The 20,099-nt window shown below is 37.7% G+C and carries 15 protein-coding genes; 6 read left to right on the top strand and 9 right to left on the bottom strand.

Annotated features, from left to right (window positions below):
* Positions 1-5: 5 nt before the first annotated feature.
* The 3 genes from F984_RS12575 to trmB all read right to left on the bottom strand — a co-directional run bounded on the left by F984_RS12575 (position 6) and on the right by trmB (position 3,771).
* Positions 6-632: a glutathione S-transferase family protein gene (locus tag F984_RS12575; protein ID WP_004709826.1), complete on the bottom strand. Its 627-nt coding sequence runs from the start codon at positions 630-632 to the stop codon at positions 6-8.
* Between the two features lie 346 nt (positions 633-978).
* Positions 979-2,709 (bottom strand): hypothetical protein, encoded by a 1,731-nt coding sequence (locus tag F984_RS0103915; protein WP_004709824.1) that lies wholly within the window; start codon positions 2,707-2,709, stop codon positions 979-981.
* A gap of 345 nt (positions 2,710-3,054) precedes the next feature.
* Positions 3,055-3,771, bottom strand: coding sequence for a tRNA (guanosine(46)-N7)-methyltransferase TrmB (gene trmB, locus F984_RS12570; protein WP_004709822.1), 717 nt, complete (start codon positions 3,769-3,771; stop codon positions 3,055-3,057).
* A gap of 145 nt (positions 3,772-3,916) precedes the next feature.
* Between trmB and F984_RS12565 the strand changes: the two genes are divergently transcribed.
* The gene (locus tag F984_RS12565; protein WP_004709820.1) at positions 3,917-6,355 is read left to right on the top strand and encodes an ExeM/NucH family extracellular endonuclease; all 2,439 of its coding nucleotides are present in this window, start codon (positions 3,917-3,919) and stop codon (positions 6,353-6,355) included.
* Positions 6,356-6,563: 208 nt separating this feature from the next.
* On the top strand, positions 6,564-7,175 hold the full coding sequence (locus tag F984_RS12560; protein ID WP_002156856.1) for a glutathione binding-like protein: 612 nt from the start codon (positions 6,564-6,566) through the stop codon (positions 7,173-7,175).
* A gap of 61 nt (positions 7,176-7,236) precedes the next feature.
* On the opposite strand, the gene F984_RS12555 is transcribed toward F984_RS12560, so the two are convergent.
* Positions 7,237-7,581, bottom strand: a complete 345-nt coding sequence (locus F984_RS12555) for a hypothetical protein (RefSeq protein ID WP_002156827.1) — start codon at positions 7,579-7,581, stop codon at positions 7,237-7,239.
* 172 nt (positions 7,582-7,753) lie between these two features.
* Positions 7,754-9,319 carry an alkyl hydroperoxide reductase subunit F gene (ahpF, locus tag F984_RS12550; protein WP_004709818.1) on the bottom strand — a complete coding sequence of 522 codons (1,566 nt, stop codon included), beginning with the start codon at positions 9,317-9,319 and terminating at the stop codon, positions 7,754-7,756.
* A 259-nt stretch (positions 9,320-9,578) separates the two neighbouring features.
* Between ahpF and F984_RS12545 the strand changes: the two genes are divergently transcribed.
* Both F984_RS12545 and F984_RS12540 read left to right on the top strand, forming a co-directional pair.
* Positions 9,579-9,797 carry a DUF1653 domain-containing protein gene (locus tag F984_RS12545; RefSeq protein WP_000058246.1) on the top strand — a complete coding sequence of 73 codons (219 nt, stop codon included), beginning with the start codon at positions 9,579-9,581 and terminating at the stop codon, positions 9,795-9,797.
* A gap of 36 nt (positions 9,798-9,833) precedes the next feature.
* Positions 9,834-10,421: an O-methyltransferase gene (locus F984_RS12540; RefSeq protein ID WP_004709815.1), complete on the top strand. Its 588-nt coding sequence runs from the start codon at positions 9,834-9,836 to the stop codon at positions 10,419-10,421.
* A 63-nt stretch (positions 10,422-10,484) separates the two neighbouring features.
* Here F984_RS12540 and F984_RS12535 read toward each other — a convergent pair whose 3' ends face one another.
* Together F984_RS12535 and ahpC are read right to left on the bottom strand one after the other, a co-directional pair.
* Positions 10,485-10,700 carry a KTSC domain-containing protein gene (locus F984_RS12535; RefSeq protein WP_002049514.1) on the bottom strand — a complete coding sequence of 72 codons (216 nt, stop codon included), beginning with the start codon at positions 10,698-10,700 and terminating at the stop codon, positions 10,485-10,487.
* Positions 10,701-10,892: 192 nt separating this feature from the next.
* Complete coding sequence (gene ahpC, locus F984_RS12530) at positions 10,893-11,456, bottom strand: alkyl hydroperoxide reductase subunit C (protein ID WP_002049519.1); 564 nt, start codon at positions 11,454-11,456, stop codon at positions 10,893-10,895.
* Positions 11,457-11,808: 352 nt separating this feature from the next.
* On the opposite strand from ahpC, the gene hrpA reads away from it, so the two are divergent.
* Together hrpA and F984_RS12520 are read left to right on the top strand one after the other, a co-directional pair.
* A complete protein-coding gene (hrpA, locus tag F984_RS12525) occupies positions 11,809-15,666 on the top strand; it encodes an ATP-dependent RNA helicase HrpA (RefSeq protein WP_004709813.1) in 3,858 nt (1,285 codons plus the stop codon).
* Between the two features lie 95 nt (positions 15,667-15,761).
* Positions 15,762-16,868 carry a beta-ketoacyl-ACP synthase III gene (locus F984_RS12520; RefSeq protein ID WP_004709811.1) on the top strand — a complete coding sequence of 369 codons (1,107 nt, stop codon included), beginning with the start codon at positions 15,762-15,764 and terminating at the stop codon, positions 16,866-16,868.
* A 100-nt stretch (positions 16,869-16,968) separates the two neighbouring features.
* Here the strand turns inward: F984_RS12520 and F984_RS12515 are convergent, their stop codons facing one another.
* Together F984_RS12515 and F984_RS12510 are read right to left on the bottom strand one after the other, a co-directional pair.
* Positions 16,969-18,231 carry an OprD family outer membrane porin gene (locus F984_RS12515; RefSeq protein WP_004709809.1) on the bottom strand — a complete coding sequence of 421 codons (1,263 nt, stop codon included), beginning with the start codon at positions 18,229-18,231 and terminating at the stop codon, positions 16,969-16,971.
* Between the two features lie 44 nt (positions 18,232-18,275).
* Positions 18,276-19,634: an aromatic acid/H+ symport family MFS transporter gene (locus tag F984_RS12510; RefSeq protein WP_004709806.1), complete on the bottom strand. Its 1,359-nt coding sequence runs from the start codon at positions 19,632-19,634 to the stop codon at positions 18,276-18,278.
* Positions 19,635-20,099 lie beyond the last annotated feature (465 nt).

Below are 20,099 nucleotides of genomic sequence, written 5' to 3'. Positions count from 1 at the left end.
AAAAATTAAGGTTCGCCGTTATTGCCCCATTTTAAGAAGCCAGCACGCTGATTTAACAGTTCAAAATATTGGTCGACATGTTTAAGTGTTGGATGGTCAAAAGGAGTGGCCTTCCAGCGCTGTACAGATAGACCAATTGGAATATCCGCTAGAGTAAACTCAGTACCTGCAACATAGGCTTGAGTTTTTGCAAGTTGTTGGTCAAGAATCTGCATATGATGATTCCAGTTCTCAATACCTTGTTGCAATAAGTTAGGGTCTTGATGATCTGGTGAATGTCTAAGTAGAGACATAATCGTATAAGTCCAGCTGTTATTTAGCTCGATCGCTTGCCAATCAAGCCACTGGTCAACAAAGAACCTTTCTTTTGCTTGAGTAGGGTAAAGCTTATGCTCTTTATCGTAAGCATTGGCGAGATAACGGATAATACTGTTGGACTGCCAAAGGACTAAATCGCCATCTAAAACAACAGGAATTTGACCATTTGGATTTAATTGTAAATATTCAGGTGATTGAGCAGAGCGAAAGCCTCGTCCCCAATCTTCTCTCTCATATTCAAGATTTAATTCTTCACACAGCCATAAGACTTTGCGAACATTAATTGAGTTATCGCGCCCTAAAATTTTTAACATGGGTTTTCCTTAGTATTTTTTAGTGTGGCAAGTATCTATGTTTATAAATACCGAGATTTTATGTGATTAGCAAATATTACTTACGAGAAAGATAAGGCAATTAATAAAAATTTGATGGCTTTGATCGAAATTTATAATTTATTTTAATATTTTTTGTCGGTTTTTGGGGAGAAATACTTTTCACCTAATTATAAATAGAGATTAACTGAACCAATATTTTTGGTTCAGTTAATATAATTTTATTAGAAAATTTATATCTATTTTTTAAAAATTAACTTACATAGAAATACTTAGTCTTTGCAAAAAAAAACTTGTAAAAATTTTAATATATTATTGCCTAAAGTCATTACCAATTAGATGTGACATATACTCCTCTAATATATGTTCTATAGTAAGTGGTTCCTGTTGAATCATATTTAATGCAAAATAGATCTGATTCATCTTGATTTTCAAATTTAACTGTTTCTACATTATCTATGGTGGGTATTGTTGCTAAAACTACTCCTAAACCATAGCCACCTGTTGAGGATCCTCTAATCGTAATGATTGGTAATAATCCCGACTGTAAAGTCCCTGCATGAACTCTCATATAATTATATTTTCGCATTGGTATATCAGAAACATAAGCCCCATAAGTACCTTTGAACCATAAAGCTTTTAACCCAATACCTTCATTAAGTTCTAAGGATGTACTATCAGTGTCAATCGAACCACCAGTAACTTGTGTAGGATATGCATTTATACCTTCAAAAACCTCTCCAACCTTATATGGATCATTGTGAACTTGATGTTTTATTAAATCATATAATCCATTATCTGTTTGACCTTGATTATTAATATAGCCCCATAATAATGTTTCTGGTATATCCCATTTGAGATTTTTATATGAGCATATATCACGGCACATTTTATCTAATTCATTTGAATTTCTAACAGAAGTTTCAATAGATGGTTCAGTATCGCCATCCCAAACAAAACAACCAAAGTTACCACCGCAGGCTTTAGCAAATATTTTTGATGTTTTAATAATTCTAGATAATGGAGCACCATTAATATATTTAAATCCCATCACAACAGGCAGAATTTGGCATTTATATTGGCGACTATATAACCCTAATGCTGCTCTCATTTTATAAAGATCTTCTTGAGTAGCTTTCTCCTCACTCATTTCTAAGTTTGAATCATTATAGATGTCTAAAAATATAATGTCATAATTATCTGAGATCAATTTAGTTAAGGGGTCGATAGTGAAATCAACGGTTGTTAATAGCTTACTCGTTACACCTCTAAGCAACGAGATTCTTGCATCCTGTTCAGGGATTGTCTTTCCATTATATGCAGGTTCATCTATAACACTGTAACCAATAATTGCTGAGTGTGAGTCGATACTGGCCACCCATGAAGCAACATCTGCTATTGCACCTAAATCATTTTGTGTACTAACAATTACTTTTAATCCTGCTGATTTTGCATTATCTAACATGTTAAAGACATCACCATCATTATCCCATCCTTGAATATGCATACCTGAATAATGTTGTAATGTGTTAAATCCTAAAGACTTTATATATAGAAATTCTGATAAATCATAAGCATTTGCAACAAACATCATTTTGAGAATATCAGTATTTACATTTTCTTCATCTACAACTTGAACAATTTTTTCCCAAATTCCTGCACGAGATGTAATTTTTTTAGAATGAATTTTCCAATTACCAATTAGTCTTTGGCCCTTAGTTCTAAGATTTTTAGTCACATAATATGTCTTATCTGAGGTACTATAAATATCAAAACCTGTGTTGAATGCATTATTCAAAGCATTAGTACTGTCAAAGTTTAAATCATTGGCTTTAGCACCAAAACTTTCAGGTGATATAATATTAAAATTTGCTCTTACCCATCCATTGAAAATAAGACCAGAATCATTTATGGAAGTTTTACTGGGATCAAATATAAATTCACCTCCACCACTATTTAAGCCGCTATAATAAGATTTTACATAAACAGTTTGACCATTTATTGGATTTGTAATTCCTATTAAATCTGCAATACTTTCGACAACGGTTATAGTGCTCATAGTTTTATCCTTTTAAGTTGAATATTACATACAAAACATTAATTATTTTTTATAATAAATGGCTATTTGTATTTTAAGATTTTGAACTTTTATATAGATGAATTCAATACAACTTACAATGTGTGCGTCACACATTGACGCTAAAAATTAATTTAAATTTATAATAAATCAGATTTGTAATTTTTATTAAAATGAATATTTAAACCATATGAATTTAGAAAATTATAAAAATTGGATATAAAATTATAATATTTTTTGTTTAGTTGGAATAATGTATTTGGAAGTAGCATTAAATATATAATGCTACTTAATTAATATTAAATAATCTATGAAATATTTAGATGACTAATTTATTTTCTTAAAGATAAAGTCATTAATCTTATGACCCGACTCAATACCACGGCGTTCAAACTTAGTCACTGGGCGCCAGTCTGGACGAGGGTAGCTATTGCCTTTACCCGCCAAGTTTTCAAGGTTTGGACGGTTGTCTAGTACATCAAGCATCCATTCTGCATACGGTTCCCAGTCTGTTGCTGCATGGAAGGTACCACCAAGCTCAAGTTTCTGTTCGACCAGTTGCATACGCTCATGAATAACAAAACGGCGTTTGAAATGACGTTTCTTTTGCCAAGGGTCTGGGAAGTAAAGTTGTACGCAGTTGATACTGTTGTCTGGCATTTCACGTAAAACTTGAATCGCGTCTGCATCGAGTACACGTAAGTTTTTAAGTTCTGCTATACCTGCTTCATATAAACATTGGGCAATACCAGGTACGTGTACTTCAATGCCTACATAGTTGCGTTCAGGATTTGCTTTAGCCATAAGAACTAAGGAGCGGCCCATCCCAAAACCGATTTCAACAGTTAAAGGGCGCTCTGGATGTTCAAAGTGTTGACGTAAGTCACCAACAGGATATTCCAAAATTAAATCGCGATGTTGTTCTAATGCCGTGCGTTGAGACGTATTAAGTGGTGCTGAACGACGCATAAACGTCACAATTTCACGGTGTTCAGGCAAATTGTCTAAGTCTGCAATTTGCGTTTCTAACTGATCGATCGACATAACCTTGGCAATATTGAAATTCAAATGCGGTATTTTAAGTCTTCAGGTGGTCAAGTCAAATATTTCGGTGTTTTTCTTCATGTAGATGTCATGATCAATATTTAATCTAAGAGACTAATTAAAACTCACATGAACAATTTTACTCATGAAAACTTTTCAGTTAAGAACACTTTCGGTTTTTTTAAGTGCATTTGGTGCATTTTCATATAGCTCTGTTGCTCAGGCGCAGCTCATGTTTAGTCAGTATGTTGATGGTAGTAGTAATAAAAAGGGTTTAGAGATTTATAACCCGGATGGTTCTACAGTTAACTTAGCCGATTATGAGATTCAACAGTTTAATAATGGTGGCACTGCAAAAACGGTGTCTTTCCGTTTACAAGGTACACTTGCGAGTAAGCAGAAGTTTTTAGTGGGACGCTCGGAGCTACAAACTGAACTTGGTAGTAAAGTAAATCAGGTTGCTGCATTATCTTTTAATGGTGATGATGCAGTTGTACTCGTTTATAAAGGCACACCTGTCGATCGTTTTGGGCGTATTGGTGAACGACCAGAGACAGGTTGGGGAACAGCCGTTTCAAGTTTAGGAAATAGTTTTAAGCGTATTGAAACTGAAAATCCAGCTTTAAGTATCGATCCAACCGCAGCATTTGATTTGGACCACTCGTGGACAGCATGGGCAAACCGAAATGATTTTTCAAATCTATCGGGTTCGACGATTCAACCGCCTGTGCAAACGGTCAGTTGTTCAAGCTCAGATACACCAATTGCCGATTTAGCATCTTCAACACAAAATCAAACCTATACAGTACGTGGCGTAATTACTGCTGACTATCGTTATGCTAATGGTTTTTCAGGCTTTTATGTTCAAACACCTGACACTAAAGCACGTGCAAATGTAAGCAATGCCATTTTTGTTTATATACCAAATAGCAGCATGGTAAAAGGTGGCCAAGTTGGTGATGAAGTTATTTTACGAGGCCGTTTAACAAGTTATCAAAACCAACTACAGATCGACCAATTACAACAAGATATTCAGACCTGTAATACTAATATGGCAAATCAGGTTCAGCCAATTAGTCTAGAGTTGCCATTTACCAGCTTAACAGGTGGTTCAACCAATTCTCCACAGCGCTATCAAGGAATGTTGGTTAAATTACCTCAGACTTTAACGGTGAGTGAAAACTATAATTATGGTCGTTATGGTGAGTTATCGTTAAGTTTAGGCCGCTTATATATTCCAACCAACTTATATCCTGCCTTGTCGCCAGAAGCAAAAGCTTTAGCTCAGAAAAATTTATTATCGAAAATTATCTTTGATGATGGTTATAACAATCAAAACCGTACGCCATGGTTACCAACAAATTTTAGTGCTGCCAATACATTGCGTTCTGGCTATCAGCTTAAAAATGTTGAAGGGATTTTAGAGTATCGTTTTAATGGTTGGCGAGTACAGCCAGTGCTTGGACGTACGCAACCAGAAGTTGTTACTCAAACAAATCCACGCCAGAGTGTCATTACAAAAAATGCCAATCATATTCGTGTAGCTTCATTTAACGTTTTGAACTATGACAATGGTGCAACAGGTTTCCCAACAGAGCGTGGTGCAAACACACAAGCAGAGTTTGATAAACAGCACCGTAAAATTGTGAGTGCATTAAAAGCGATTGATGCTGACGTATACGGTTTGATGGAAATTGCTAACAATGGTTATGGTCCAAACAGCGCAATTGCTCATTTAACCAATGCATTAGGTCCTGATTGGAAATATGTTATTCCTGAAAATTTGGATCGTTTAGGTGGTGATGTTATTGCTGTTGCGATTATTTATAACAGCAAGCGTGTTAAGCCTTTAAACAAACCTGTTGCGCTTGATTTGGGTGATAAAAACCGAACAACCTTAGCACAAACTTTCCAGGCTGTTCGTGGTAATAAAACGTTTACCGTTATTCCAAACCATTTGAAGTCAAAAGGTTGTACAGGAGTAGATGCTAACTCTACTGATGCCGATCAAAATGATGGTCAAGGATGTTGGAATCCAACCCGTGTGAAAGCAGTTGACCAAATTGTGCAGTGGCTAGCGAAAAATCCAACTCAAGTTCCTAAGCAAAATGCTTTACTCGTTGGAGACATGAATAGCTATGCAAAAGAAGCACCAATTTTAGCTTTTGAAAAAGCTAACTATAAGGTTCTCCTCAATGATGCTAAGGTTGGACAAGGCGCTCAGGCATATAGCTATGTGTTTGGTGTGGCAAGTGATGCAAATGGTAATGGGGGAGCGGGTAACTTAGACCATGCAATTGCCGATGCAGATTTATATCCAAAAGTAGTGCGTACTTTTGCTTGGCATATCAATGCAGATGAACCAACTGTTCTAGATTACAACGAAGAATATAAAACTGATGAGCAAAAGGCTCTGTTTTATGGTGAAGATGCTTATCGTTCTTCGGACCATGATCCTGTCATTGTCGATCTAGATTTAAATGGTAAAGATTCAAGTCATCCTGATAATGGCAACAAAAATCCTATTTTGGATTTCCTAAACCAATTAGTGGAATGGATTAGCCAACTTTTTAAACGTAATTAACGGTAAAAAATGCGTGATGGGAATGTGTTTTATCATATTTTAAACAATCGTCACGCAAGACAACTTGCAAGGTCAAACTTTTTCAAGAATATTAGGTAGTGTAAGTAATTTATAAATTTACGCTTTTTTACAATTAAGGAATTGTACAAACCTTGCAGGTTTTTTAGAAGCAATTTAAAACGTTAATGTAAGATAAGAAGGATCAGATATGAAATTATATTATTCGCCAGGCGCATGTTCTTTAGCTGCACATATTATTTTAAATGAAATTAATGTTGATTTTGATTTAGAACGAGTAAATTTAAAAACACATAAAACAGAAAAAGGTGCAGATTATTACGAAATTAATCCAAAGGGCTATGTACCAGCTTTAGAAATTAACCCAGGTTTGATTTTGACGGAAAACGTGGCGATTTTACCGTTTCTTGCTCAGCATGATCCTAAACAAGATTTGATTCCTCCTTCAGGCTTAGGCCGTGCGAAAGTGTTGGAATGGTTGGGTTATTTGAACTCTGAATTACATGACGCCTATGCAGTATTTTTTGGCGCACCGTTAACAAGCGAAGAAAAAACCAAAGCTTACGCTGAAATAGACCGTCTTTTAAAATATATCGATAATTATCTGGCTGAGTCAGATTATGACTATTTGGTAAATGATAATTTTGGTCCAGCTGATGCATACTTATTTGTGTTAACAAATTGGTCAAATTCAATTGAGCATGATCTAACGCCATATAAAAATATTATTGCACTACGTAATAAAGTTGCAGAACGTCAATCTGTACAAATCGCGATGCGTGATGAAGGTTTAATTTCATAAGCTTTTAGATGCATTAAAAAAGCCCCTAATCAATAGGGGCTTTTTTAATATTGAATATAACTTAGTGTTGAGCTTTTTCTTTTACATCAGCAGCTGCATGTTCAACAGCTTGAGCTGTATCAGCAGTTGCTTTACGCGCAGTCGCTTCAGTTTGTGCAGCAGCATTTGCAGTAGTATCGGCAGCATGGTCAGCAGCAGCATCAATCTTAGCTGTAGCGTTGTCTGTAGCAGTTGCAATATCGCTCGCAGCTTTGTCACCAGCAGATTTAATATCTGCTGTTGCTTGTTTAGCAGCATTTTCTAAATGTTCACCTGTAGTCGCACCAGTTTCTGGAGCTTTCTCTTTATTACAACCAACAAGGGCAACAGTCGCAGCAAGACCTAAAGCAACAAGTAATTTATTCATTGTGTTTTTCCTTCTAATTCATGGCATCCAAAATTATGGATGTCTAAAATATAAACATAAAGTAACTGATTAATAAAGATCAAAAATTGTTAAAAAGTTGTAACTTCAACATTAAAAAAGCCTAGCATTTTGCAATGCTAGGCTTTCGCTCGATAACAGGATTTAACCAGTTTTATTGCCCAGAACGGATGATGTAATCAAACGCAGAGAGTGATGCTTTAGCGCCTTCACCTGTGGCAATAATGATTTGTTTGTAAGGTACAGTTGTACAGTCACCTGCAGCGAATACACCTTTTACATTGGTTTCATTGCGGTCATTGACAATAATCTCGCCACGGTTAGTTAACTCAACTTCACTTTCTTTCAAGAAGTCAGTGTTTGGTAATAAACCAATCTGTACAAAGATTCCTGCAAGCTCGACCACATGCTCTTCATCAGTCGCACGGTCTTTATATTTAAGACCGGTTACTTGTGAACCGTCACCCAATACTTCGGTGCTTAACGCATTCATAATTACTGTGGTGTTTGGCAAGCTGTTTAACTTGTTTTGCAATACTTGGTCTGCACGAAGTTTAGTGTCAAACTCAACCAGAGTTACATGCTCAACAATACCTGCAAGGTCAATTGCTGCTTCCACACCTGAGTTACCACCACCAATCACGGCAACACGTTTACCTTTGAACAGTGGACCATCACAGTGCGGGCAATACGCTACACCACGGGTACGGTATTCAGCTTCACCCGGTACATTCATTTCTCTCCAACGTGCTCCTGTTGAAAGGATCACAGTTTTCGATTCAAGTTTTGCACCGTTTTCAAGTTCAACTTCAACCAAACCATTTGCTGTTTGGTTGGCACCCGTGATTTTGCTGACACGTTGCAGGTTCATGATATCAACATCATATTCACGAACGTGTGCTTCCATCTCCGCTGCAAACTTAGGACCTTGAGTCTTTTGCACAGAAGTGAAGTTTTCAATGTCCATGGTATCCATGACCTGACCACCAAAGCGTTCAGCCACGATACCGGTATTAATACCTTTACGGGCTGCATAGATAGCTGCTGTCGCACCTGCAGGTCCACCACCAATCACCAATACATCAAAGGCATCTTTGGCATTGAGTGCTGCTGCGTCTTTTTCAGCCGAGTTGGTGTCAAGTTTTGCCACAATCTCTTCAAGCGTCATACGACCTTGACCGATGTGTTCATTGTCTTGGAACACCATTGGTACAGCCATGATTTTGCGTTGTTCCACTTCGTCTTGGAAGAATGCACCATCAATCATGGTTGCTGTGGTGTTCGGGTTATAAATGGCAATCAGGTTAAGCGCCTGTACCACGTCCGGACAGTTATGACAGCTAAGTGAAACAAATACATTAAAGTTAGCTTTGAGGTTTAAGCCTTTAATTTGATTTAAAACTTCATCCGATACTTTAGGTGCATAGCCAGACACTTGTAACAGAGCCAAGATCAAAGACGTAAACTCATGTCCCATTGGTAAGCCTGCAAAGAACACACGAGGCTGTTCACCTGCTTTAGCCACACCAAAGCTTGGACGACGTGTATTGTTACCGTCAAAACGTGCAGTTACTTTGTCAGAAAGCTCAGCGATTTCAGTTACTAATTCTTTAATTTGAGCAGCTTTATCTGATTCATCTAAAGCAGCAACTAATTCGATTGGACTTTCTAAACGTTCTAGGTAAGCTTTTAATTGAGTTTTAATGTTTTGATCTAACATCTGTTTTTACTCCAATGCATCCAAATTCTTTCAATAGATGCATAGTACGTGAAAACAATGAATAGGTAAAACAGTATGTTTTTATGTATTTGATCGGTTTTTTGAATGTTTGTTTGATTTAAGCATGAGTTGAAAATATTAAAAAGAGAATCCCAATCTCATTTTTACTTTTGCGGTATTTTAAAGTGAAAGTGTTTGAAAATTTATATATGTTATATGGCTGTAAAGATTTTATGTCATAACATTAAAAGGTAGTTTCATGTCATTGCAACGCGGTATTTATCAGCATTATAAAGGTAATCTCTATCAGGTTTTTTCTGTAGCAAAACACAGTGAAACTGAAGAGGAATTGGTCGTTTATCAATGTTTATATGGTGATTATTCAACATGGGTTCGACCACTTGATATGTTTACTGAAACCGTCCAAATGAGTGATGGTAGTGTCGTACCGCGTTTTAAATTAATCCAAAGTACTTAACTAAAACAGCTGTCATATAAAGAAGGAGTAAAATAGATGACAAATACTATTTTCTTACAAAGAGTTGCTGATTTATATGACACCTTTAAACAGCATGACTCACAGCAGCCTGATCGTTTACAGCGATATCGCAATATTGAAGTAGAGTCTGCAAAATTACTCTCACAATTTATTCGTATGCAGCAAGCCAAAACTATTTTAGAAATTGGCACTTCGACAGGTTATTCAACTTTATGGTTAGCTGAAGCTGCTCAGGCAACTGGAGGGCAGGTGACCACAGTTGAAATCGATGAAAAACGAAGTGCAGAGGCAAAACGCCATGTAGCTGAGTTAGAGCTCAGCGAAATTGTTCAATTTTGGGTAGGAGATGCAGCCGATTACTTAAAAGAAGCAAAAGAAACATTCGATTTTATTTTGTTAGATGCTGAACGTGATGTATATGAAAGTTATTGGCCAGATTTAAAACGATTAATTAAGGCTAAAGGTGGTGTTTTAGTGGTTGATAATGTGATATCTCATGCAGCAGAAGTAAATCCTTTTTTATCTTTGATTAAAAAGGATGCAGATTTTATGAGTAGTATTTTGCCTGTAGGTGCAGGTTTATGTTTAGTGGTCACAAAATAGTTTTACTGAAATAATTTCATATTCCAGTCGCGGCCTGTTTTGAGCAGGCCTTTTTTATAGTTGTTATGAGGCAATCACCAAAGAAAGTCGAGTAAAGTGCAAATTAAATTCTAAATATTTATGTACAAAAGCAGCTTTGTCTGTTGAACGTAATAAGTTGTCATAAACAAACTCAGGGACAGGATGATATAGATCTCCAGAACCGTCGCTATAAAAGATTTTTAAATGACGCGATGTAGCATTATATTTCCATGAAGTGACGACCGCTGTATTCACCATAAATGCACCCCTTTATTTCATATCAAACTTACTCAAAAATTAACCAGTTGTTTATTTGACATTACTCAATGTTTAAGTAACGGGGAAGGGCAGAATTGTAAAAGTATCAGTAGAAAATGTGATGTGCTTATTCAAAACAAAAGAACCATCCGATAAAGGATGGTTCTTCGAGTTTTTAAAATCTAAGAGAGATTAGATTTTACCAACTAGGTCGATAGATGGAGCAAGAGTAGCTTCACCTTCTTTCCATTTAGCTGGGCAAACTTCACCTGGGTGAGAGTGTACGTATTGAGCAGCTTTTACTTTGCGAAGAAGTTCAGATGCGTCACGACCGATACCGCCAGCGTTGATTTCAACGATTTGGATTTTACCTTCTGGATCGATAACGAAAGTACCACGGTCAGCTAAACCTTCAGACTCAATTAAAACGTCGAAGTTTTTAGAAAGAGTCCAAGTTGGATCGCCAACTAATGGGTATTGAATTTTCTTGATCGCGTCTGAAGTGTCGTGCCAAGCTTTGTGAGTGAAGTGAGTGTCAGTAGAAACACCGTAGATTTCTACGCCTAATTTTTGGAATTCAGCATAGTTGTCAGCTAAGTCTTCAAGCTCAGTAGGACAAACGAAAGTAAAGTCAGCTGGATAGAAGAATACAACAGACCATTTACCTTTAAGGTTAGTTTCGTTAACTTCAACAAATTGGCCGTTGTGGTAAGCAGTTGCTTGGAATGGTTTAACTTCAGTATTAATCAAGCTCATCATTGTCTCCATGATTGAGGTTTATATTTAAACTTGTTTACGAGATGTAGAATAAATAAAAATTCTTTATTGGGGAAATAGTATTTTTACATGACTAAAATCGGAAAATTGAATAAGTGGAAAATTTCCGATTTTTAAGTCCCCAAATACTGTATTCGATTTGACTGCAAAAACATGTAAATCAAATGACAGTTATAGTAAAAGAAACTTGCCTAACAACATGAAGTCTATCTAGATAAAATTCAAGGGTAAAATTTTAAAAAATTAAAAATATATAAAAAACCAACTGTTTTACCTGAGGGGCATTAAAGCGTAAAATAGAGGATTGTTGAATTTTCAGGAAAATTTATCTGTGCTGAATGGTTTAAATATAGATCAATGGGTGATGGCGAGAGATCGTTACCGTTTAAATCGTTTGCGTAAAGATAAAAAAGCCGATACTTCAGAGATTGAAAAATTATTTGAACAGTCTAATGCAAAAGTTAGACAGCGTTATGAACGTTTACCAAAAATCAAATTAAATCAGGACTTACCTGTTACCCAATATGCTGACCGTTTAATTGAGGCGATTCAAAAGCATCAAGTTATTATTGTGGCAGGTGAAACAGGCTCAGGAAAAACTACTCAGCTTCCTCAAATTGCAATGTTAGCAGGGCGTGGTTTGACCGGTATGATTGGCCATACCCAGCCACGTCGTTTAGCTGCACGTAGTGTGTCGCAGCGTATTGCAGAAGAAGTCGGCGAAAAGCTTGGCGAGTCAATTGGCTTTAAAATCCGTTTCAATGAACAAGGTTCACAAGATTCGATTGTAAGGTTAATGACTGACGGTATTTTACTTGCCGAGTTAGGCAATGACCGTTTTCTGTCCAAATATGACACCATCATTATTGATGAAGCGCACGAGCGCTCACTCAATATTGATTTTATTATGGGCTATTTAAAGCAATTGTTGCCAAAACGCCCAGATTTAAAAGTCATCGTGACCTCGGCAACTTTAGATGTAAATCGTTTTAGTAATTACTTTAATGATGCGCCTATTTTTGAGGTAGAAGGTCGTAGCTATCCGGTCGAAGTACGTTATCGCCCAATTTCAGAGATGAATATTGGCGGTAGTGATGATGACGAGTTCGACGATTTTGAAGAAAATCTTCCGCGTGCAGTCGTACAAGCTGTAGAAGAATGCTTTGCCGATGCCGAAGAAAAAGGCCATCCAGAACATGCAGATATTCTGATTTTCTCAAGTACTGAACAAGAAATTCGAGAATTACAGGAAACTTTGCAAAAATATGGGCCAAGGCATACCGAAATTTTACCTTTGTATGCACGCTTAGCCGTTTCAGAGCAACAAAAGATTTTTAGCCCAAGTGGAAAGGGCCGCCGTATTATTATTGCCACCAACGTTGCAGAAACTGCATTGACGGTTCCTAATATTCGCTATGTGATTGATAGCGGCTTTGCACGTATATCTCGTTATAACTACCGTTCACGTGTGCAACGTTTACCGATTGAGGCAATTTCGCAGGCTGCGGCCAATCAACGTAAAGGGCGTTGTGGTCGTATTGCTCCGGGCGTTTGTATTCGTTTATATAGCGAAGAAGATTTTTTAAGCCGTCCTGAATTTACCGAACCTGAAATTAAGCGAACCAATTTGGCATCGGTAATTCTGCAAATGCAGAGCTTAGGCTTAGGTGAGTTAGAAAACTTCGATTTCATTGAGCCGCCAGATTTCCGTCTAGTCAATGATGGTCGTAAGCTACTCATTGAATTAGGTGCGCTAAACGAGAAGAAAAACGAACTGACTAAAGTCGGTCAAATGATGGCCCGTATGCCGATTGACCCTCGACTCGCGCGTATGATTGTGGGCGGTGCTCATTTTGGTGTACTCAAAGAAATTTTGGTGGTGGTGAGTGCACTTGCAGTGCAAGACCCACGTGAGCGCCCAGCCGATAAACAGATGCAGGCTGACCAAAAGCATGCCTTATTTAAAGAGGCAGATTCAGATTTTCTGTTTTATTTAAAACTTTGGGATACTCTAAATCCTAAAGGTGAAGCAGGGATGTCGGAAAACAAGCGTCGTCAATTTGCTAAGCAGCATTTCTTAAGCTGGTTACGGTTACGTGAATGGAAACAGACACACCAGCAGCTAGTCGAGCTGGCCGAAGGTTTAAAACTTAGTTTTAATGAAAAACCTGCAAACTACGAAAACTTGCACCGTGCGTTGCTGACCGGTTTATTATCGTTCATTGCCAATAAAACTGATGAACGTAATACCTTTATGGCGGTGCGTCAGCAAAAGGCTAAAGTTTTCCCTGCGAGTACGTTGCATAAAACCAATACTGCGTGGGTGATGGCTTTTGAGATGGTGGAAACATCTCAAGTTTATTTGCGTACATTAGCAAAAATTGATCCTGAATGGATTTTGCTTGCTGCACGCGACTTATTGAAATACCACTATTTTGAGCCGCATTGGTCTAAAAAAGCCGGTATTGTAAATGCTTATGCACAAATCTCATTGTTTGGTTTAATTATTGAACCGAAGCGTTTGATTAATTTTGAGAAAGTTGATCAACCTGCTGCACATGAGATTTTCTTACGTGATGCGTTAACTACAGGAAATCTGGGGACAGTTCCACCATTTTTAAAACACAATTTGCTTAAACTTGAAGAAGTAGAGCGAGTTGAAGATAAATTGCGTCGCCGCGATTTAGTGGTCGATGAAGAAACGATTTATCAGTTCTATGCCTCTAAAATACCTGAAGAAATCGCAAGTCGCCGTAGTTTTGAAGACTGGCGTGCAACGGTAGAAGCAAAAAATCCGCGATATTTATATGTAGAAAATGATGCACTTTGGCTCAATGACCGTCCGACCACGCAGCAATTCCCTGATCATTTACATAATGGTCAGTTACGTTTGGCAACGACATATCGATTTGACCCAAGTCATGATGAAGATGGCGCAACGGTTCAAATTCCGGTACAGGCATTGCCGCAAGTTGATGAAAACATCTGGTCTTGGGGTATTCCAGGCTGGCGTTTAGATTTAATTGAAGCGCTATTAAAAGCTCTACCAAAAGATAAACGTCGTAATATAGTGCCTATTCCTGACACAGCTCGTAAGCTTATGCAGGGCATTGATGCGGTACATTTGCGACAGCATATTTTTAGCTATCTTGCATTTGCTTTACGTGGTGAGCAAATTACCGATAAAGATTTTTCATTTGAACGAATAGATCCGTATTTGGTGCCTTTTATTAAGGTCATTGATGAAAAAGGTAAATTAATTGCCAAAGGCCGTGATTTAGCTGAGTTGAAAGCTCGCTGTCGTGTTGAAACTCATCGTCCGGTGAAACAGCAAAAAGGCGAGTTTAAAACTTTCCCTGAAAACTTTACCTTTGAAGCTTCACAAAAGGTGACAGGTGTTGTTGTTAAACAATATCAAGCTTTAGTACCGACCAAAACTTTTGCTGAACTTGAGGCGAAAGATGAGTCTGGTGTGGTTATACAAACCTTTAATGATCAGTCAGAGGCGATTAAACAGCATCGGGAAGGTATTATTCGTCTGGTCCATATGCAGCTTGGTGATTTGGTTCGCCAGTTGAAAAAGCAGATTTCAAAACCACTTGCGCTTGCTTATTCACCTTTAGGCGATAAAGCTAAGCTTGAGCAGATGCTGGTCTATGCAACATTGCAGATGGCAATCACGACTTTGCCAATTAATGCTGATGAATTTAATAAACTGCTAGAACAAGTCAAAAAGCAATTTTTGAGTTATGGTCAGCAAGCACTTGAGCAGTTAAGTGATATCTACATTCAATGGCAGCAAATTCGTCGTCAGCTTTTAGTACTTGATCCGGATGTGTTTGGACGCAGTATTGATGATATTGAAGATCAGTTAGATCTCATGTCACTTGGTAACTTTGTTTACTGCCAACCAGTCGATCTTTGGCAGGAATATCCGCGTTATTTAAAAGCGCTGCTATTGCGTTTAGACCGATTGCCAAATAATCTACAGCGAGATCATGCCGCTATTGATGATGTCGATCCATGGATGGACAAGGTATTTAAATTCAAAAACGATCCAAGAATCAAAGAATTGTATTTGATGTTGGAAGAATTTCGCATTTCTTTATTTTCTCAGCCGATGAAAACCAAGATGCCTATTTCGCCAACTCGACTGCAAAAGTTATGGGATCGTTTGGGAATCAGTTAAGATAGATCGGGGTTTGTTTATGCGTTTGTTTAGCCTACAACGCAATTTATAAATGAAAGATTAACAGACCCTATTCATTTTTTTAGGAGTTTTACATGGGCATTCGTATCACAGGTACAGGGTTATTTCACCCAACAGAAATCATTTCTAATGAAGAACTGGCCGACAGTTTAAATGCTTATGTGGAACAATATAACCAAGAGAATGCAGAGAAAATTGCAGCAGGTGAACTAGAAGAGTTACGTGGTTCTAGTGCTGAATTTATTGAAAAAGCTTCTGGTATTAAGCGCCGCTACGTTGTTGAGAAATCAGGTATCCTCGATCCAACGCGTTTACGTCCGCGTTTGTCTGAACGTTCAAATGACGAACTTTCACTTCAAGCTGAATGGGGTGTAATTGCTGCAAAACAGGCAATGGAAAATGCAGGGGTAACTGCTGAAGATATCGATGTTGTGATTTTGGCATGTTCAAATATGCAGCGCGCTTATCCGGCTGTAGCAATTGAAATCCAGTCGGCACTTGGTATTCAAGGTTATGCCTATGACATGAACGTGGCATGTTCAGCTGCTACTTTTGGTTTGAAACAAGCAGCAGATGCAATTCGTTCAGGCGCTCGCCGTGTTTTATTGGTGAATGTCGAGATTACATCTGGTCACCTAGACTACCGTAACCGTGATTGTCACTTCATTTTTGGTGATGTTGCGACCGCTTCTATTATTGAAGAAACCACTACTAAAACTGGTTTTGAAATTTTAGATATTCATTTATTTACTCAATTTTCAAACAACATTCGCAATAACTTCGGTTTCTTAAACCGTAGCGAAGATGCAGTGGTTGACGACAAGTTATTCCGTCAAGATGGCCGCAAAGTCTTTAAAGATGTTTGTCCGTTGGTGGCAAAAATCATTAATGCCCAGTTGGAAAAAATGCAGTTAACTGCAAACGATATTAAGCGTTTCTGGTTACACCAAGCTAATGCCAACATGAATGAATTAATCTTGAAATATGTGGCTGGTAAAGATGCAGATCTAAGCCGTGCACCCATTATTCTAGATGAGTTTGCCAATACTTCTTCAGCAGGTGTAATTATTGCTTTACACCGTACAGGCCACGAAGTAGATGATGGTGAATATGGCGTGATTTCATCTTTCGGCGCTGGTTATTCAGTAGGCTCGATTGTTGTACAAAAGCATGTTGCTTAAGTTACTAGATTCATAAAAAAACGCTCGTAAGAGCGTTTTTTTATGGCTCAAAAATAATAAAGCGGACCAAAAGTGGCCCGCTTAAGTTAAATCAAAATGATTAAAACTTTTTAGTGTAGTTTACAAACAGACGATCTTCACCAAAGTCATTGCCATGTTTTACGTTGTAATCAATCCGAATGTATTGCAGGGCAAGACCTTTTAAGAAAGGCTGCTGAAATGCATAGTTTAAAATCACATTCGACTCGGTTTCGTGGTTTTTCTCGCCATTGGCTGCTTTAAAGTCATGGCCATAGACATATTTCACCATTGCATTTAGACCAGGCATATAGTCTTTAAAGTCATAGCCGTACATGACGTGGTAAGACTTTTCGTCTTCTTTAAAGAAGCCAGTGGCATTCCAGTTAATGAAATAAGTCTCTGGCAAAAAACCATCCGGTAATGGATAAGCCGACTCACCCATAATTTGTTGGTACCCCAAACCAAAAGTATGATTTTTCACTTTAAGTGTCTCTAACACCCCAATGTTTTGCGCATCGATATCAAAAGCATTGCCGTCATTTTTTGCATTGAAGTATTTAAACTTAGAGGTGAGGGCAAAATTAGGTTGTTTCCAATTATGCTCAAGTCCTACATAGTGTTTATTGTAGAGATCTTCCAAATTACCAAAGTAATATTCACCCTTGAGTGACGGCGTAAATTGATAGCGCAGGTCAATGTAATTTAAACCATCAGATTCTTTGGTAATGCCATTTGAAGTGAAAGAAAACTTTTTAAAGTCTTCTTCATTTCGTGGCGACACTTTTTCAACCCGACCAATTTCAGCGTAAAGCTGATCTGAAAGTTGTGACTTAAGATTGGTTCCCCAATAAGAGGTAAGTAATTGTCGGCTAGCATCCACAGCTGTTACAGGTAAATCCAACCAGAGTTCGCCTACGCTTAATAAAGTTTTGTCATAGCCGATTTTTAAGGTTGCACCGTATTTTAAAAAGTCGGATGCTTGTGATTGAGTTTCTTTATTAAAAGGCAAAACCGTGTCCGCAACGTGTTTGTCTGAACTTAAACGCACGGCATATTGAACAGAAGCATCAGCTCCAATGGTTATAGGCTTATCTGCTATGACTAGTGGAGTGTCATGCATTTTCGACTTATAAAATAATGACGCTGCTTGAGACCAGCTACCTGTGTCTTTGAGAGTGTCATTGTCAAAATTACGGTTGATATAGGCATTTTTTAGCGTGAACTTCCATTCATCTTCACTTTGTTGAGTGGTGTCTGCTGCCCATAAACTTGAGCTAGTCAATAAACCTAATAATGTGGCTATTGCTAAATTACATGGTTTAAAGCGGTGTAATAATTCCATAATCCATTTCCAAAAAGATGCGCCAGTCCTCGGCGCATTTGTGTTTACTGCTGGGTAAGCGTGTTTTGAGGGTTAAACGTGGATGGCGTTTGTGCGGTAACAGAGGCTTTTAGATTGACCATAAATATTGCAAGTGCAGCAATCACACCCGGAATTGCAATCGCTAAGAAATTCATTTGGTGAGGAAGCTCAAGTGTGAGTAGCGCTCCAGTTAAAACTGGTCCAATAATCGCACCGATACGGCCAATTCCAGAGGCCCAGCCCATGCCAGTTGAACGAAGTGCCGTCGGATAGAACTGGGCAACGAAAGTGTAGAGTAAGATTTGAGAACCAATTGTGGCAGCACCAGCAATCGCAATCAGGCTATATAAAATAAATTGTGGACTATTAATGCCAAGCAGAATTAAAGCTGCCGATCCCACAATAAACATAATGGTAATAACAGGTTTTAAATGGAATCTGTCTGCTAAAGCACCACCACCAATTGCACCGACCATACCGCCAATATTGAGTGCAAAGAGGAATAACATGCTTGCACCTAATGAGTAGCCCGCTTGCAGCATGAGTTTAGGTAACCAGCTTCCTAAGGCATACACCATGAGTAGGCACATAAAGAAAGCAATCCAGAACATAAAGGTGCTGAAGGTACGACCTTGTTGGAAAAGTGCACGGACAGGGGCATCGGTTGTGGTGCTTTCATTTAACACCAGTTGTGTATTGGCGTTTACCTGAGTCTGAGGTGCAATTTTACCGATAATACTTTTTGCCTGCTCGCTATGGTTTGATTTCACTAAAAAGGTGAGAGACTCTGGCAAAAATTTCCAAATGAGTGGGAGCAATAACAGAGGAATACCCGCAATTAAAAACATGATTTGCCAGCCCATGTCTTTCACGAGCCATGCACCAAGTAGCGCTGATGTCATGCCGCCAATTGCATAGCCACTAAACATGATTGCCACTAATGTACTGCGGATTTTTTTGGGTGCGTATTCGGTCATAAGCGCAACGACGTTTGGCATAACGCCACCAATCCCAAGGCCTGCAATAAAGCGCAAAATGGCAAACTCAGTTGGTCCTTTGGCAAAGGCACCTATAAAGGTAAATCCGCTAAATAAGGTGACACAAATCAGGATGGTTTTTTTACGTCCAAGTTTGTCTGAAAGTGTGCCGAAAATCATGGCACCAAACATCATGCCGAATAGAGCGGCACTGGCGAGTAAACCAGCTTCAACAGCAGTTAACGACCATTGCTGCATTAATAGAGGAAGAGCAACCCCATAAATAACTAAATCATACCCATCAAAAATAATAATAAGTAAGCACCAGATTAAAACTTTCCAATGAAAAGGTGTAAAACGGGCTTTATCAATTAACTCATTAATATTAACCTTACTCGTATCCATTTTCTTCACCTCCAATTTGTGAAGCATCGCGTTATTTTTTAATAAACTATTTTGTTATTGGAATAGAGTCAAAAACCTAATTGATATATCTTTATGTCTTTAAGGTATTGTGTTTTTAATAAAGTAATGTATTGAAATTTATAATTTATTTTAATAATTTTGGTTGTTGCTTCTTTTGTTTTTAAAATGGGGCCAAATATTATATTGTGAGAATTTTAAGGTTTTTATAGATATCTTTTTACAGATTTTATTGCTGAGAATCACAGCTAGAAATATAGCTAAATTTATATTAAGGGTTGAAGTGGAAATAAATAAAAATATTAAAGTCAATTATTTTAGAAACTCATCTTAAAAATGAAATTTAATTTATATTAAATGAAAATTGCCAAATCAGGAATAGCGGATTATTTGCATCCTGATTTGGCATTTGAAGCTTTATTTTAGTGCTGGGCGTTTAGATAAAAA

The sequence above is a fragment of the Acinetobacter nosocomialis NIPH 2119 genome, from assembly GCF_000368085.1.
GTDB classification, from domain to species: domain Bacteria; phylum Pseudomonadota; class Gammaproteobacteria; order Pseudomonadales; family Moraxellaceae; genus Acinetobacter; species Acinetobacter nosocomialis.
The sequence above is the reverse complement of the archived record's forward strand: the minus strand, read 5'-3'. Positions and strand labels throughout refer to the sequence as shown.

Bases quoted from the DNA above. Each gene is read 5' to 3' on its own strand.
- F984_RS12515 (WP_004709809.1), bottom strand. From the start codon at position 18,231: ATGGAATTATTACACCGCTTTAAACCATGTAATTTAGCAATAGCCACA.
- F984_RS12560 (WP_002156856.1), top strand. From the start codon at position 6,564: ATGAAATTATATTATTCGCCAGGCGCATGTTCTTTAGCTGCACATATT.
- F984_RS12555 (WP_002156827.1), bottom strand. From the start codon at position 7,581: ATGAATAAATTACTTGTTGCTTTAGGTCTTGCTGCGACTGTTGCCCTT.
- ahpF (WP_004709818.1), bottom strand. From the start codon at position 9,319: ATGTTAGATCAAAACATTAAAACTCAATTAAAAGCTTACCTAGAACGT.
- F984_RS12540 (WP_004709815.1), top strand. From the start codon at position 9,834: ATGACAAATACTATTTTCTTACAAAGAGTTGCTGATTTATATGACACC.
- F984_RS0103915 (WP_004709824.1), bottom strand. From the start codon at position 2,709: ATGAGCACTATAACCGTTGTCGAAAGTATTGCAGATTTAATAGGAATT.
- F984_RS12535 (WP_002049514.1), bottom strand. From the start codon at position 10,700: ATGGTGAATACAGCGGTCGTCACTTCATGGAAATATAATGCTACATCG.
- F984_RS12545 (WP_000058246.1), top strand. From the start codon at position 9,579: ATGTCATTGCAACGCGGTATTTATCAGCATTATAAAGGTAATCTCTAT.
- F984_RS12510 (WP_004709806.1), bottom strand. From the start codon at position 19,634: ATGGATACGAGTAAGGTTAATATTAATGAGTTAATTGATAAAGCCCGT.
- F984_RS12565 (WP_004709820.1), top strand. From the start codon at position 3,917: ATGAAAACTTTTCAGTTAAGAACACTTTCGGTTTTTTTAAGTGCATTT.
- F984_RS12520 (WP_004709811.1), top strand. From the start codon at position 15,762: ATGGGCATTCGTATCACAGGTACAGGGTTATTTCACCCAACAGAAATC.
- F984_RS12575 (WP_004709826.1), bottom strand. From the start codon at position 632: ATGTTAAAAATTTTAGGGCGCGATAACTCAATTAATGTTCGCAAAGTC.
- ahpC (WP_002049519.1), bottom strand. From the start codon at position 11,456: ATGAGCTTGATTAATACTGAAGTTAAACCATTCCAAGCAACTGCTTAC.
- trmB (WP_004709822.1), bottom strand. From the start codon at position 3,771: ATGTCGATCGATCAGTTAGAAACGCAAATTGCAGACTTAGACAATTTG.